This window comes from Vibrio sp. 10N.247.311.47 (genome assembly GCF_041467535.1).
Classification (GTDB): Bacteria; Pseudomonadota; Gammaproteobacteria; order Enterobacterales; family Vibrionaceae; genus Vibrio; species Vibrio crassostreae_C.
On record NZ_JBFSUR010000023.1, the window covers coordinates 15,421 to 30,170 of the forward strand.

Below are 14,750 nucleotides of genomic sequence, written 5' to 3' on the forward strand. Positions count from 1 at the left end.
GTCCTTAATGATTCGCTCGTGTCCAAGGTGAGTTTTCTAGTCCGATTAGGTAACGAATGCCACCAATGAAGTTGGCATAATGTCCAACTATCAAATAAGAGATTAATGAAATAGGTTTGTTTACTAGACGCTTTGGTAAGATGCAGCCAAGGACGCCAATGGTATAAACGGCAACTTGAGCCCATAACAGCGCTTCAAATACCAAGTAGTTGCTAAGTAAGATTGAGCACACTAAGCACACAATCATTAAATATGGAGTGAGTAGGCGAAGTCCTTTTCCTGAAAAGAACGCAAACGCGATGCCTTTAAACTTCGGGCTGAACAAGGCAAATAATCGAATCGCTTGTTGCATGTTGCCCGCTGAAATACGAAGTCTTCTTTTGAAGTCTGTTTCTAGGTTCGATTCTTCTAGCTCTAATGCAACCATTTGGGTTTCGTATTCGGCGATGTAACCTTGTTTAACGATTTGCATCGGTAAGATGAAATCATCATTAATAGTGTTGAGTGGAAGCAGTTCAAACAGGTGTGTTCTAAACAAGTAGAAAGCGCCATGAGAACCCAAGCTAGAACCTAACGAAGCCTCAGACTCTTTAACCGCGGTTTGGTACTGCCAATACGTGTTTTCGCCTTCATTGCCTGTTGGACAAAGTTGATACGTTGCGTTTACCACTCCAACCTTGTCACTTTCAAAATGAGCGGCAGCTATAAGCAAAGCATCCAATGAAATAAGGGCAGAAACATCACTCATCGCCGTGATATCACTGGTTATACGTGTCACTTCTTCATTAACAACCGCGACTTTACCTCGGTTTACTTGATGGTCATGTATCTCAAAATAGACATCACTGCACATCGCTTCTTGTATGGTCATTTGTGCAATGGCGACTGTGTTATCAGTGCAACCATCGCAAGCGATAATGACTTCCAACTTCTTTTTTGGGTAATCGAGTGAAGCAAGGTTACGAATCTTGTCTGCGATCCACTGTTCTTCGTTAAATGCAGGAACAAGAACGGTGATGGTCGGCAACGTGCAATCTTGCTGTTCCTCTTTGTAGCAACGATGACTCTCTTCAACTTTGCGTGCGGGGTGGCTTTTCGCATACCAACGCAGTAACAAAGGGTAGGCTGCGTGATGATAGACAATCAACGCACCTGAAAACAAACAAAGTCCCGCAAGCAACCAATCAATCATGCGTAAGCTCCTTCTGATATATCGTTGTAAGACGAAACCATTTTGATGATGTCGAAGTTTTCGAGTACGTAGCGACGAGGTGACAAAAAGCGTTCATTTTGCTTTTCTAATAGCGCACTAGCTAACCCCACAATGCTGCCGCTTTTGACGAGGGCGCCGCTGACTGGACATAAGGTTTCATCGACGGCACCAACGTCCATTGCGACGGTTGGAATATTGCATGCTTGAGCTTCAAGTGTAGAAAGCGGCAGCCCTTCGTGGCGTGAAGGTAGGCAGAACGTATCCAACGCTCCGTAAAACGTGGTCATGTCTTCAACTAAGCCAAGAAAGATGACTCGGTCACTCAGATTCAAGCGGCTAGTCAGTTGCTCTAGTTGATTGCGTTTAGTACCGCCGCCAGCCAATGCGACAACCATGTTTGCAGGTAAAAGAGTCAGTGCTTTAATAAGTTGGTCTTGGCCTTTGACATGTTCTAGTCGACCTGCACAACCGATGATGTGTTTGTCTGTCGGCAGGTTTAGTTTTGCTCTCGCGTGTTCTTTCGACATTGGCTTAAACTTCTCACAATCAACGCCATTTTTGATGGTAATGATGTTCTCATAAGAAAAAGCAGTGCGTAGTTGGTTATAAACACGTGTCGCGTCGGCAACTAACGTTGGTTGAGCAGCTTTTAAAGCAAGCGCTTGTAATCGACGACGTTTGTTGTTGTTCAGATGCCAAGCGTCATGTTCGGTATGGATTCGAGTTGGAACCCCGGTTACGCGAGCGGCATAACCAGCGTATAACAGTGGGCCAATATGATGGGTATGAACCACATCAGGGCGAATCGCGTTGAAGGCTTTAATTAGCTTAATAATGATATTGAATTGTACGCCTGGTGCTTTATCCAAAAAGACGATTTGCTTTTTGTATGGCTCTAGCTTCGGCCAGTTGTTTATAGACTCTTGTTTAGTACCCTCTAAACTGACAATCAACACTTGGTCTGTTGGTTTAGCAAGGCGGAGCAAATCCAGAGTTAGGGTTTCTAATCCACCCGGTGCAAGGTGCTGAACAACGTGTATGATCTTTTTGCCATGCTTCGTTAAATGCGTATTCATAGTTTGGACCCTGCCTTTATAATTGTTGTTTCGCCTTTCTGACGTTTCTCTTGAAGTAACTTCTTTAAAACGTTTAACTACACAAGGAGATTGCAGGAGTTGTGCCAATTAAATAACCGTTATTTTTCAGTTGTTTAGATTATTTAATTCTAGGGCAGTTTTCATTTCTCAAAATGGGAATCAAAACAAAATACAATTGAATGGCAGTTTGAATCATAGGGCTTGGGTAAATCGAAAGTAGCATTAGAACTTGGGGCTCTAAATAAACAAAACGCCAACCGAGTGTTGGCGTTTTGCTCTAGGATGCACGAAGCTTGGAAACTAGAAAGCTAGGAAGCACGAAGCTAGGAAATTAGAAAGCTGTGAATCTAGCAAGTCAAAAATGGCTTTGAGGCTGACTAGCTCATTTTAGGGATCACCGTTATCACAGGGACACCCAAGATATCTTCGATTTCGTCTTTGCGTTTGATTGAAGAATCAAACAGTTCAAACAATACCGCTAAACCAATACCCAAACCGATACCTGCAACGAATCCAGCCAGAATAAAAACAAAAGTCGGCATGTTAGATTTGACACTCGGTGTGAAAGGCAAATCGATAATCTTCACACGTTTGTTTTGCTCGAATACACCAAGCGAACCCGTTAGTTGAGCCATTTCATAACGCTCTGTCAGTTCATCATATAGTTGACGTTTGATTTCAACTTGACGTTTAAGGCGGTACATCTCTTTTGCATTTTCGCCGAAGTTATTGGCCTTGTGTTCTAATTCGAAAATCATAGTTCGAAGGCTTTTGGTCTCTTCAGTTAAAGACTCAAAGCGAGCACGAACCAGCTGTAGGCTGTGTAATTGAGTGACCAGAAGAGGTTGGGTATCAGAAAGTTTGTTCAGTGTCGTACTACTTGCGATGTCCCAAAGCTGGTCGCTGTTCATCGTTGGCTGGGTTACCTCGAGCAAACTCTTACGTTCATTCTCTAGTCTGTCTAGCTCACGCACTTTAGCTTGCACAGCACTGTGCTTGTCCGTGTATTTAGCTTGTAACAAGGTAAGGTCGCTACGAATGTCGATGATCTGGTCTTCTAATTTACCGATCACAGGGTTGGTTCTTGAAAGTTGTTGGTCGATTGACCCTAAACTTTTTTCGACACCCGATAACTCGGCCTCTTTTTCTGCCAGTGTTTGTTTGAGTGAAGCTAAGCGATTCAAACTTTGGCTCTGTACCTCAGGCGTCGAATGAACATTCTCATTCATGTATGCAGCTAGCGCTTCTTCTGCTTCTGCAAGCTCTGCGCTACGTTTGTCGATATGGATTTTCAAGAAGTTACTTGAATCTTCAATCGATGAACGTTCCGGTGCGAGTAACTGTTCAATGAAATGTTCACTTACCGAGCGCAGCGTCGCTTCCATTCCATTTGGTGTGTTCGACGTTAGACTTATCTTTAGAAAATCTTTTCCAAGCTGAGTCACCGTTAGACGTTGAGACAGGTCAGTAATGATCTCTTGTTTCTCAATTTCAGGCATATCTGGCGTGGTTAATTGCAGTTCATCAGCGACCGAGTAAAGCACATGTCGACTGTGAAGCAGTGTTCTCAATGCGTTAAGTCGATCTTTGAGCATCGTCGAAACGGCAATGTCTTCCAAGAATGGATTCATCTTGGCCGTTTCTTGAAGCAACATACTGGTATGCGCGTCATATTTAGTTGGAGCCAACTTGCTCACACCAAAGCCTACAAAGGGCAAAATAAGCATTGGCAGAACGATAACGTAGCGTTGGCGCCACATCGCATTGATGATGACTAATAACCGCAATTTCAGATTATTCATAATAGCTCCAACATCCAATGTACGAAGTTACCACGGTTCTGCCAGCTCTCTTGTTCGACGACAGAGATAGGTGAGTTGCTTAGCTCGCGTGCATGATCAAGCGCCCAAATCATTTGGTTGGCACTGCCAACCGTGGTTACGTGCCCTTGATATGGAACCAAAGCAGGGAACGGTGTTGTGATAATGGGTGTGCCCGCCGCAAGGTATTCCATTAGTTTGAGTGGGCTACACGCTCGGATCTGCTCGTTATCAACAAACGGCAACAAGCTCACATCCCAGTGTTGAGAATAGCTTGGTAGCGTGTGGTGTGGACGAGGGCCAAGGTAATGTACGTTACTCAACTTAGGCAGCATGAGCGTATCAAGCTCGTTTGGACCTATGAAAACAAAGTCCCATTCCGGCATCGCATTCGCAACATGATCAATCATTTCATAATCAAGCCACTTAGAAAGGCTGCCATAAAAACCAGCAATAGGGCGGTGGTTGCTTGGTAAATCTTTTGCTCTTGGTGCGGGTGTTGAAAATAGGTCTACGTCGACACCATGTGGTAGCAAGTGCGCTTTATGCTTTGGAAATTTACCCATCAATTTTTTGCTAGCCGCGAATATAAGCGTTGATTTTTCGATTAGCTCTGATTCGTGCTGTGCAACGGTGTCATGATCAACACCAGCCAGCGCGCTAAAATCATCACCGCAGTAATAGACCACAGATGACTCGCCTAAGTGTCCGCACAAATCAACAGCGGTCGGAAGAGAAGTCCATAGGATAGGCGCGTTAAGATTAAGCTCTGCAATAACCGGTTTTAGTTGGTGCAACATCATTTGCTGAGCCAACTTTCTAGAAAATTTAGAAGCAGGCGCAGGGATTGTCTTTAAGTTAACGATAGTAATGTTGTCGTGTCCCTCAGAGTCGAGCATGTTTTGAGTTACGGCCTTGGTTTTACCAAACAACTTGTTGAACGCTCGGCTAACATCTTTGGCGGACAGCTTCGGTTGTCTTAAGCCAATTGAGTTGACCCATAAGACTTTGTGCTGCTTAGCAAGGTGACGAACTAAATGTTGAGTCGATGAAGGTAGGCCACCAAAGTCTTCACCAAATACGATTAAATCACGCATGGTCACCTCCATGAGTCTCTAACGAATCGAACATATCGGATTCTGTCACTTCAACGGGTTTGATGTGACCGACAACTCGAGCTGGGTTGCCACCTGCGATTGCGAAGGCAGGAATATTCTTTGTTACTACGCTGCCTGCGGCTATTACGGCACCTTCGCCGATGGTTACGCCACCTTTGACCGTCACATTCGTGCCCAACCAAACATCGGGTTCAAGAATGATGTCACCGATTTGCTGAGGGTCGTCACCTTCACCTAGCGCTCGGCGTTTTGCATCAAGCGGGTGTCCAGAGTATCCAAATAGAAAAGCGCCGCCTGCGATTCGTACGTTGTCAGAGATAACCACTTTACCTCCAACAGCGATAGTCGACTGCCAACCAATGTCGACGTTATTGCCAATCGACAATAGTGGGTGTTCCAAGCCTTCAAGTTGTTGAGTACAACCAGAGAATGTCGTGTGGCCAGAGATACGGCAGTTGTCGCCAATCGTAATTTGCACCGGACCGCTGACGAAAGGCAGTCCACCATACAAATACAGGCGTTTGCCACATTGAGCCACACGACCTTTGAAAGCCGGAGTCCAGTAAAAGAATCGCGTAAAGCCAGAAACCAGATTCACCACTAGCTTGTGCGCTTGATATAGGCAGCGATTAAGTACTTGAGGGGTAGGTAGCTCTGCGCTTCTGATGTCTTTCAAAATGAAAAACACATTTCTAATTCGAGAATTAGGATGAAACTTAAGCCAATGTTTGAATTGATGTATAGATACTGACGTCATAATGAAAATCCTCTGTTTTGTTATATAGAAGTACTTTCATATACTGTGCCATTTAATAAATATAATATTTTCAATGAGTTAAAATATAGCTTTTAGGTTTTCTCATTTTGACAGGCAGTTTGAGATACATTTGAGACGCAAACTGTGAGTGCTGCGAGGATATAAATCGGCCAGTTGAAGCCTTGAGTCAAAAATGTACCCGACACGATTGTTCCAATCAGACCTGCATAGATCGCATAGGCGACCGCATTGAGTTCGGGGGCGATTTCTGTGGCCGAGTTTTTTAACCTCGTTAGCGTAGAGCGAGAGGTTTTGATCAAAGCAACGATAAGGCAGACAAAAATGATCAGACCAATAAAGCCTGTTTCTGCCAACACACCAAACCAGGTACTGTGAACGGCGTGATTCAGTCCGTCCCAATGCGAACTGTAAAAGAAGTAGTTCGAGTAGAAGTTGTTCAACCCTACGCCGGTCAGTGGATTCTCAACTGCCATCTTTATTGCTGCTTCCCAAGCATAGATTCGACCCATTGCAGATTCATCGATACCTTGTTCAGCGGCACCACCAGAAGATCTGTCTGAGATACCAGCAACTAAATAGAGCACCACGGCCGCGACAGTTCCCACTGAGATTAAGAGAACTTTAGAGCGCACTAGCTTCCACGCAAAAATACCAATCACCGCAATACAACCCAGTAATCCGCCACGGCTTTGAGTGGCAATAATGGCGGCGAGCAGTAACAGACAAACTAAGGCACTGATTAAACGTTTGGATCGTGAGATGCCAGTCGTGGTGGCTTGGCTTATTGTAAAGGCGAGTGGGAACATCAGTACCAGTGCTAGGTCGTTCGGGTCACCTAACATAGAGCCAAAATCGCGGCCAATAGTCACGCGTGAGCCCTCGACAAGCCCAATACCATTTACTGAGTTGTACACGGCAATAGAGCTGACTAAAGCGCCAGCGTAGATAATCGTCATCGCGGTTTTTGCGAGATTTTCCGTGGTGTTTACTAGCCAAGTAATCGCAAGCGTCATCACTATAATTTTCCAATAAACGCCCTTGAATTCTGCTAGTGCTATTGGCCTGTTGGACGCGAAGATAATACCAATGAAAACCAATACCCAAAATATGGCGAGCCAATTTAAACAAGGGTGCCAGAAGATTTTAAGTTCTTTACTGATTAATGCATGCCATAGAAGAGCCGACAGAGCGCCTAATGAAAGCATCAGCGGTATTTTTAGCGAATAGAGCTGAGGTATAGCTTCGTGAATTCGGAAAAATGAAAAGACAACGAACAATAGAACTAACCAGAATGTTTTGTTTAACACGAATAACCCGGCCAATGGCACAAGAGCGAGCGCCACAATGACAGCAGGGTGAGGCACAAAGTACCAAACAACACCAAGCCCAACACACAAGGTGCTGATCGTGATGATGACTGGCAATCTATTGGCTTCAGGGTTGACCATTGTGACCTCTATTGGCAAATAAACTCTTTAGGACTCGGCTCGTAATCTTTTTAAGACGTAGTTACGCCTGATGTTAAAGATTGCAAAGTGAGTGCCAGTTATGCATTTTATTTAACTTACTGATTTAATGTTGGATTATTAAGTGAGGGCGTAGCCTTGAGGTGAGTTTTGTCATTTTGAGAATCAGTATAAAACTGACTAAAGTACTTAAATCATCAAGCCCAAATAACCAGTTATCGACTAAGGCTAGAATTAACGGTCGAGTTGATAGATTTCCAACAACTGCGGGACAACGGCTTGTGGAGAGTATTGGTTTTTCACGGTTTCTATCGCGTGACTCTTGAGAGAGTCACGCTGCTCGTTCGTCAATGACATCCACAAAGATAAAAACTGTTCTAGCTCAGCTTCTGAATTTGCAAGGTAGCCGTTAACTTGATGCTCGATGAGTTGAGGCAAGTTACCAACTGAGGTGGCGAGAACGGGAATGCCACGAATCATGGCTTCTAATGCCGCCATAGGTAAGCCTTCAAAGCGAGAAGGGATGATTAACAGATCGATTTGGCTCCAGACGTCGTCCATATTGGTCTGATGCCCATGAAAGGTCACATTATCAGGCTGCGATTTAACTAAGATGTCCATTTCTGGCCCGTCACCAAAAAGCTCAAACCGAACATCAGGAAACTGTTTGGCTAATGCAACAAATCGATCAGGCGCTTTTTCATGGCTCAATCGCCCCACAAAACCAACATGGAATGGGCTTGATGAAGGGGAGCTTGTTAACCCGGTTGGCATTTTAACAAAGTTATTCAATTGATGGGTTTGACTCGGCACTTTCGCTTTAATCTTTTCACTGACCACGAGCGACTGATCAGAAAGAAAACTGCTGTAACGGTCGAGCCAATCATAAAGCCATACTTTGCCTGTTGGGGTTTCACCTGCGTGATAAGTGGTGATTTGCTTTGTGTTGTTGAAACGAGGCGGAAGCTTGATTAACTTGCTGACCAAACTGGCTTTGTAACCATGAGCATGGATAAGCCTTGGTTGATAATGTTGAACTGCACGTTTCAGCTGTGTCGCGCTATTGCCATTTGAATCTACAGAACATGAGGCTAAATCGGAGAGGTAACTAAAAGGGATGTTTAGCGCATTCAACTTTTCAACGATGATCGCTTCAGGATTAAACTTAGTCAAAAGAACGATACGAACAGCCTCTGAATACTGAGCGCTTTCCGATATCAGGCCTTGTGCTAATTCTAAAACATGCGTTTCTATGCCTCCAAAAGTTTGGCTGTCGATCAACAGCCAAATCTCATGAAGGTTTATGTCGAGTATACCTTGGTTAGGCTTGATTGTACTCATCTTCCGATTCCCAAGCCTGTTTCTTACGATAAACAGTAGAAGGGCTAAGTTCTAACAGCACAGCAGCGTTTAACACATTCCCATCGCAATGATTGATGGCATGTTGAATGGCTTCACGTTCTATTTGCCACATTGGACGAATAGCACCTTCGCTTGTGGTAAATGCAGGCGTCATCGGCTCATTGTGAGCTTGAGCAACTGACGATTGTTCCAACTCTTCCGGAGTAATCGGTGGCAACTTAGCTTCTGGTGCTTCAACAACTGCAGGTTGAGGCGCAGTTACTCGAATTGGTGTCACTGATTTAGATGATGGAGCGGCATCTACTTTATTAATCGGAGGCGGTAACATGTCTTTAGTCACGCTCGTTTCATTGTTCAACACCACGATGTTACGGATGATGTTTTGCAACTGACGCACATTGCCTGGCCACGCATAACGTTTAAGTAGATTCTGCGTTTCTTTGTCTATTGATTTGAACTTCTTCTTGTCTTGCTTCGCGTACAGCTTCAAGAAATGATTGCAAAGAGTGACAATGTCACTCCCTCGCTCGCGAAGCGGTGGCATCTCGATAGGCACAACGTGAACACGATAGTAAAGGTCTTCTCTAAAACGTCCTTCTTCTACTTCAACCAGTGGATCGCGGTTGGTCGCACAGATAATTCTGACATCCACTTTAATCTCGCGGTTGCCACCGAGTGGAGTAAACGTACCAGTTTGCAAAAATCTGAGGAGCTTCTTCTGCATCTCCAGTTCCATTTCACAAAGCTCATCGAGAAATAGGGTACCGCCATGCGCTTGCATTGCTGCACCTTTACGGTCGGTTGTCGCACCGGTAAACGCACCTTTAACGTGACCGAAGATTTCACTCTCCATTAGGTCTCGAGGGATAGCGCCGCAGTTAATGGCCACGAAGGGTTTACCATTACGCTGACTCTCTTGGTGAATCGCTTCCGCACACACTTCTTTACCTGTACCACTTTCGCCGTTAATAAACACGCTGGCAGTGGTTGGTGCTACCGAATCAATGATCTTGTAAACCGCCTGCATGGGTAGGCAAGAGCCAATGAAATTATGAAAACGATCACGATCGAATTTGCTTTGCATGTTATCGACGAGGTTTTCGAGTTTCGCTCTTTTTAGATGCAAGCTAACAGAGGTCTTGAGTCGATCGGCTTGAATGGGTTTCTCTAAGAAGTCTTCTGCACCGCGTTGGATAAGGTCTACCGCGATGTTTACTGAACCATGCGCTGTCGCGATGATGACAGCGGCCGGTATTTCGTTAGCAGTAATCCAATCTAAGACTTCTTCGCCTGGCATGTCAGGAAGCTTAAGGTCGAGAATCACAAGCTGTGGAGAGTGCCTTTCAATGAAGGTCTTAGCTTCCGCGCCGGTTTCGACGTGGAAAATATCATAGGGCTCGTCTTTTACGTACTGCTTGTAGAGTACGGCGAGTGAGGTGGAGTCTTCAACTAACAATACCTTAGGGCGCATTGTGTATTCCTTTTGAAACTTTATCCTAACCAATCAATAACATAGTGATATGCAACCATCAATACGAGTCTTGTGTATTTGTTATCTACCACATGCAATCTTTTAAGAAGTGGCCTGTATAACTTCTCGCATTGCTGTTCATGATGGAGCCCATCTTATGGCGACTATATTAATAACGACTGTTTTGAGTTTTTAATCTGATACCGATAATGAACATGCAAAGCTAGCTGAAGCCTGCCTCTTTCCTTTCAAGCAAGGCTTTTATTGAACGCTCTGCGAGCTCTAGTAATTCATCAACTTGTCGAAATGCCGCATCATGACTCTGTTCTAAACATAGCTTTTCTAAAGCTCGAGCTAATTCACCCAAAGGGCGATTACCTAACGAAAGCGCTGTGCTGCCGAGAGTGTGGACCTCGAACTCAAGTGTTTGAGCGTCTTTCTGCGTGACTGCCTCTTTTATAGCGACCAAGCGTGTTTGTGATTCTTCGACATAATGGTCGATCAAGATAGGGATAATGTCCGCACTTGTATCGCGAATCATTTGCTCCAGAACGCTTTCATCGACAAGCTTGCTCACTTGTTGTGAGTTTAGATTTGTAGCTGCGTCTGACGCTAAAGTAGAATTCATCAAACTAAGTCCTTTTATTGAGCTTAATATCTGTTAATACTATTAAGTTTTAGTCATTTTCTAGAATAATTTCAACTGGTTGCCGTACAAATAGAGCATTTAATTGGCATCTCACTCATCTTGCTATTGGGTTTGTGACAAACCTAACGGACTGATTTTATTTTGTTTTCTCTTATGAAATATAAACTTAGGTGCCTATAAAGCCTAAGGTGCGGGTAGATCTCAGAAGAAAACGAGCCCGATACAAATAAAAAAGACCACTGCAGTGAAATAACAACAGTGGTCTTAGAGCGGTTTATGTAGTTTAGGCTAATCTAAATAGCAATAACTCAAATAACGATAACCCAAACAATGATAATTTAAACAGCCGTGCTTTAAATCACGAAAAGTAGGACTACGAAGCTTTATCAATTTTTGGCTTTGGGTCGGCTTCTACTTCTTCCTCGCTACTTTCTGAGAAGATATCAGCAACAGCGCTTCTCTCGAGTTCACCTTTTAGATTACCGTCTTCATCAACAACTGGAAGAGAGTAGTCACAAGACATAGTGTCCGGTAGCACTTCTTCAATCACCGCATCTGGTAAGATGGCAGGGACTTCTTCGTATATCTCATCACTAAAATCATGTACCGATGAATCTTCAACGGCGTCTTGTAGACTTTCTTGTGTGACTAGGCCTTGATAGCCGTCATCTGTTACGTGATAAGCGTAATCGTTTTTAAGCATCTTCATTTGTGCCAAAGCACCTTCAATTGTTTCTGATGTGATTCGATACAGAGGAGGCTGCATAACGGTTTCAACGGTCAGTGCACGAGCACGGTTTACGTCTTTCACGAACGCTTCCACGTAATCATCGGCTGGATTTAGCAGAATCTCATGTGGTGTGCCTTGTTGTACTAACTCGCCGTCTTTCAAAATTGCGATTCTATCGCCTAGGCGGAGTGCTTCGTCCAGATCATGTGTGATGAAAACAATCGTCTTATGAAGCTTCTCTTGAAGTTCAATAAGCTGGTCTTGCATTTCACTTCGAATCAAAGGGTCGAGTGCCGAAAAGGCTTCATCCATTAACAAGATTTCAGCGTTAGTACACAGAGCGCGCGAAAGGCCAACACGTTGTTGCTGACCACCTGAAAGTTGCGCAGGGTATTGCTTGCCGTAACCTTTCAAGCCCACGGTTTCTAACCATTCGTTGGCTTTTGCTAAACGGTCTTCTTTTTTGATGCCTTGTACTTCCAACCCGTACGCAACGTTTTCAACCACAGTGCGATGAGGCATTAAGCCAAAGCGTTGGAATACCATCGACATTTTATGACGACGGAACTCTTCTAGCTGTTTAGTGTTGAGGCTCATCACATCAATGCCTTCAACCATGATTTTACCTTGAGTCGGGTCAATCAAACGGTTGAAGTGGCGGATCAGCGTCGATTTACCCGAGCCAGAAAGCCCCATGATAACGAAGATTTCACCACGGTTAATCTCAAGGTTGATCTCTTTTAAACCAACGGTATGACCCGTATCCGCAAGAATCTGATCTTTGTGTTCGCCGTTTTGAACTCGGTTCATAACAGACATTGGTTTCGGTCCAAACACCTTGTACAGACCACTAATTTCAATCAATGGTTTAGTCATGCTTGAATCCTCCTAAATGCGCATTAGTTCTTCTTGCGTACGCCTGAGAAGCGCGGTCAAAAAGGATTGCGAGGGCAACGATGGCGAAACCATTCATCAAGCCTAATGTGAAGTACTGGTTAGTAATCGATTTGAGAACCGGTTGTCCTAGGCCTTTCACACCAATCATGGATGCGATAACAACCATAGACAGTGCCATCATGATGGTTTGGTTAATACCCGCCATGATCGTTGGCATTGCTAGAGGAAGTTGAACACCCCATAAGCGTTGCTTTTTGCTCGCACCGAAAGCGGTAGCGGCTTCAAGGACTTCTTTATCAACTAAGCGTATGCCTAGGTTAGTTAGACGAATTACAGGTGGGATCGCGTAGATAACCACGGCGATTAGCCCTGGAATCTTACCGATGCCCAGTAGCATTACCACTGGAATCAAATAAACGAACGCAGGCATGGTTTGCATGATATCGAGCATCGGTGTAACAATTGACTGAGCTCGATTTGAACGAGCCATCGCAATACCAATCGGAATGCCCAAGAATATTGAAACCAAGGTACATACAGTGATGATACTGAGCGTCCGCATGGTGTCTTCCCACATTCCAAAGTAACCAATGAGAAGTAGAGAAGCAACACAGCCTAGAGCCAGTTTCCAAGAACGGCTTGCTGCGTAGACAAGGCTGGTACACACAGCCAGGACTATAATCCAAGGTGTTGAGATAAGGAGTTTTTCAAACCAAACGAGGAATGAAAGAAGAGGGTCAAAGAGAGATTCAATCATTTCGCCGTATTCACGGGAAAATTCACGGTATGCGCCATCTAGCGTCTTTTTTATGGTTCGTAAATCACCGCGTTCCATCTCTGGAAAGCTTGATAACCAATTGCTGTCAGCCATTTTATATCCTTATAGTTCGGAGCCACTTGTCCATGCGATAAGAAAATCGCTAATGAAAAGGGCTCCGAATCATGAATAACATCAAGTATAGCGACGTTATTTCTGTTTTATTGTTGAAGCGTAATTACTTGTTATTAAATCAAGCTCTTACAGCTCTGCTTCAACTTTCTTAGCCACTTCTTCAGAAACCCATGGGTGCCATACTTCTGGGAATTCACTTAAGAAATGCAGACTCGCTTCTTCGCCATCAGCTTGGTTGTCTTCCATCCAAGCAAGTAGCGAGTTCATTTTGTCGTTCGTGAAACCACGTTTAGTAAAGTAGTCGTATGCTTCAGGAGCACGTGACGCAAAACTTTCAGTGGTAATCGTGTGGACAGGTGAAGGCGGGTACATGGTTGCTTTTGGCGATTCACAATCTTCTTTGGTGGTACAGTTAAGGAACTCTTCCTCATTAACGCCACTGCCAAAGTCGACTTTAACCATGTCGTATTTACCTAGAACAGCGGTCGGTGCCCAGTAGTAACCAAACCAAGCTTCTTCACGTTCATAAGCTTTTGCGATAGAGCCAGATAAGCCGGCACTCGAGCCTGGATCAACAATCGTGAAACCGCTGTTTTCTAGCTCAAGAGCATTAAACAGGTTTCCGGCGCTGATCTGACAGTTCCAGCCTGCAGGGCAGCTGTAGAATGCAGATGTATCTGGGTCTTCAGGGTGTTTGAATAAGCTTGCGTTTTTGCGTACGCCTTCGATGGTTGCCATTTCAGGGTACTGTTTTACTAGGTAAGCTGGAACCCAAAAGCCTTCTTCGCCGCCGTTCACAAGTGCTTTACCTGCGTAGCGAAGACGTTTTTCTTCAACACCTTTATCTAATGCGTCTTTTAAGCTGTTGCTCCAAAGTTCAGGTGCAACATCAGGCTGGCCTTTTTCGATCATAGACGTGCCTGTTGGCATAGTGTCGCCAGGGATAAGTTCAGCATCACACCCATAACCATGTTCAAGGATGAATTGGTCGATATTGGCGATCAGTGTTGCAGAGTTCCAGTTCATATCTGCGATTGTTACGCTGCCACATTCTCCAGCGTTAGCATTACCGCTGGCTGCTGCTACTAACAAAAATACGGAGCTTAACTTGTATTTCATATTGAGTTTCCTTTCTCTTTAATAATACAACTAAGGTAACCAAGGTAAATTGATTATCTAAATTGCTCGATGGTGATCCTTTCCGTGTATTTGAACCATTTGAGCAGAAGGAGGGATGGGTGAAGTTTGAATAGATAA

12 protein-coding genes are annotated in these 14,750 nt (G+C 44.3%); all 12 read right to left on the bottom strand.

The window, feature by feature from the left end; genetic code table 11:
* Positions 1-4 precede the first annotated feature (4 nt).
* The 12 genes from AB6E51_RS15450 to AB6E51_RS15505 all read right to left on the bottom strand — a co-directional run bounded on the left by AB6E51_RS15450 (position 5) and on the right by AB6E51_RS15505 (position 14,612).
* Positions 5-1,192: a glycosyltransferase family 2 protein gene (locus AB6E51_RS15450; RefSeq protein WP_017059581.1), complete on the bottom strand. Its 1,188-nt coding sequence runs from the start codon at positions 1,190-1,192 to the stop codon at positions 5-7.
* On the bottom strand, positions 1,189-2,289 hold the full coding sequence (locus AB6E51_RS15455) for a glycosyltransferase (protein ID WP_017070860.1): 1,101 nt from the start codon (positions 2,287-2,289) through the stop codon (positions 1,189-1,191). The genes AB6E51_RS15450 and AB6E51_RS15455 overlap by 4 nt, the downstream gene beginning before the upstream one ends.
* Positions 2,290-2,687: 398 nt before the next feature.
* The gene (locus tag AB6E51_RS15460; RefSeq protein WP_372058639.1) at positions 2,688-4,112 is read right to left on the bottom strand and encodes a GumC family protein; all 1,425 of its coding nucleotides are present in this window, start codon (positions 4,110-4,112) and stop codon (positions 2,688-2,690) included.
* Entirely contained in the window at positions 4,109-5,227 is a 1,119-nt protein-coding gene (locus AB6E51_RS15465) for a glycosyltransferase (protein WP_372058640.1), read from the bottom strand. Before AB6E51_RS15465 ends, AB6E51_RS15460 begins: the two co-directional genes overlap by 4 nt.
* On the bottom strand, positions 5,220-6,005 hold the full coding sequence (locus tag AB6E51_RS15470; RefSeq protein WP_017063898.1) for a DapH/DapD/GlmU-related protein: 786 nt from the start codon (positions 6,003-6,005) through the stop codon (positions 5,220-5,222). Before AB6E51_RS15470 ends, AB6E51_RS15465 begins: the two co-directional genes overlap by 8 nt.
* Before the next feature lie 92 nt (positions 6,006-6,097).
* Positions 6,098-7,474: an O-antigen ligase family protein gene (locus tag AB6E51_RS15475; RefSeq protein WP_372058641.1), complete on the bottom strand. Its 1,377-nt coding sequence runs from the start codon at positions 7,472-7,474 to the stop codon at positions 6,098-6,100.
* A 252-nt stretch (positions 7,475-7,726) separates the two neighbouring features.
* Entirely contained in the window at positions 7,727-8,833 is a 1,107-nt protein-coding gene (locus AB6E51_RS15480; protein WP_102320216.1) for a glycosyltransferase family 4 protein, read from the bottom strand.
* Entirely contained in the window at positions 8,814-10,325 is a 1,512-nt protein-coding gene (locus AB6E51_RS15485) for a sigma-54-dependent transcriptional regulator (protein ID WP_372058643.1), read from the bottom strand. The genes AB6E51_RS15480 and AB6E51_RS15485 overlap by 20 nt, the downstream gene beginning before the upstream one ends.
* Before the next feature lie 223 nt (positions 10,326-10,548).
* Complete coding sequence (locus AB6E51_RS15490) at positions 10,549-10,953, bottom strand: Hpt domain-containing protein (RefSeq protein ID WP_017066737.1); 405 nt, start codon at positions 10,951-10,953, stop codon at positions 10,549-10,551.
* 394 nt (positions 10,954-11,347) lie between these two features.
* Positions 11,348-12,580 carry a glycine betaine/L-proline ABC transporter ATP-binding protein gene (locus AB6E51_RS15495; RefSeq protein WP_017059590.1) on the bottom strand — a complete coding sequence of 411 codons (1,233 nt, stop codon included), beginning with the start codon at positions 12,578-12,580 and terminating at the stop codon, positions 11,348-11,350.
* Positions 12,573-13,472: a proline/glycine betaine ABC transporter permease gene (locus AB6E51_RS15500; RefSeq protein ID WP_017059591.1), complete on the bottom strand. Its 900-nt coding sequence runs from the start codon at positions 13,470-13,472 to the stop codon at positions 12,573-12,575. Before AB6E51_RS15500 ends, AB6E51_RS15495 begins: the two co-directional genes overlap by 8 nt.
* Before the next feature lie 147 nt (positions 13,473-13,619).
* Positions 13,620-14,612, bottom strand: a complete 993-nt coding sequence (locus AB6E51_RS15505; protein ID WP_017063893.1) for an ABC transporter substrate-binding protein — start codon at positions 14,610-14,612, stop codon at positions 13,620-13,622.
* Positions 14,613-14,750: the final 138 nt, after the last annotated feature.

Excerpts from the sequence above, each read along its gene's own strand:
- AB6E51_RS15450 (WP_017059581.1), bottom strand. The coding sequence starts at position 1,192 with ATGATTGATTGGTTGCTTGCGGGACTTTGTTTGTTTTCAGGTGCGTTG.
- AB6E51_RS15455 (WP_017070860.1), bottom strand. The coding sequence starts at position 2,289 with ATGAATACGCATTTAACGAAGCATGGCAAAAAGATCATACACGTTGTT.
- AB6E51_RS15460 (WP_372058639.1), bottom strand. The coding sequence starts at position 4,112 with ATGAATAATCTGAAATTGCGGTTATTAGTCATCATCAATGCGATGTGG.
- AB6E51_RS15465 (WP_372058640.1), bottom strand. The coding sequence starts at position 5,227 with ATGCGTGATTTAATCGTATTTGGTGAAGACTTTGGTGGCCTACCTTCA.
- AB6E51_RS15470 (WP_017063898.1), bottom strand. The coding sequence starts at position 6,005 with ATGACGTCAGTATCTATACATCAATTCAAACATTGGCTTAAGTTTCAT.
- AB6E51_RS15475 (WP_372058641.1), bottom strand. The coding sequence starts at position 7,474 with ATGGTCAACCCTGAAGCCAATAGATTGCCAGTCATCATCACGATCAGC.
- AB6E51_RS15480 (WP_102320216.1), bottom strand. The coding sequence starts at position 8,833 with ATGAGTACAATCAAGCCTAACCAAGGTATACTCGACATAAACCTTCAT.
- AB6E51_RS15485 (WP_372058643.1), bottom strand. The coding sequence starts at position 10,325 with ATGCGCCCTAAGGTATTGTTAGTTGAAGACTCCACCTCACTCGCCGTA.
- AB6E51_RS15490 (WP_017066737.1), bottom strand. The coding sequence starts at position 10,953 with ATGAATTCTACTTTAGCGTCAGACGCAGCTACAAATCTAAACTCACAA.
- AB6E51_RS15495 (WP_017059590.1), bottom strand. The coding sequence starts at position 12,580 with ATGACTAAACCATTGATTGAAATTAGTGGTCTGTACAAGGTGTTTGGA.
- AB6E51_RS15500 (WP_017059591.1), bottom strand. The coding sequence starts at position 13,472 with ATGGCTGACAGCAATTGGTTATCAAGCTTTCCAGAGATGGAACGCGGT.
- AB6E51_RS15505 (WP_017063893.1), bottom strand. The coding sequence starts at position 14,612 with ATGAAATACAAGTTAAGCTCCGTATTTTTGTTAGTAGCAGCAGCCAGC.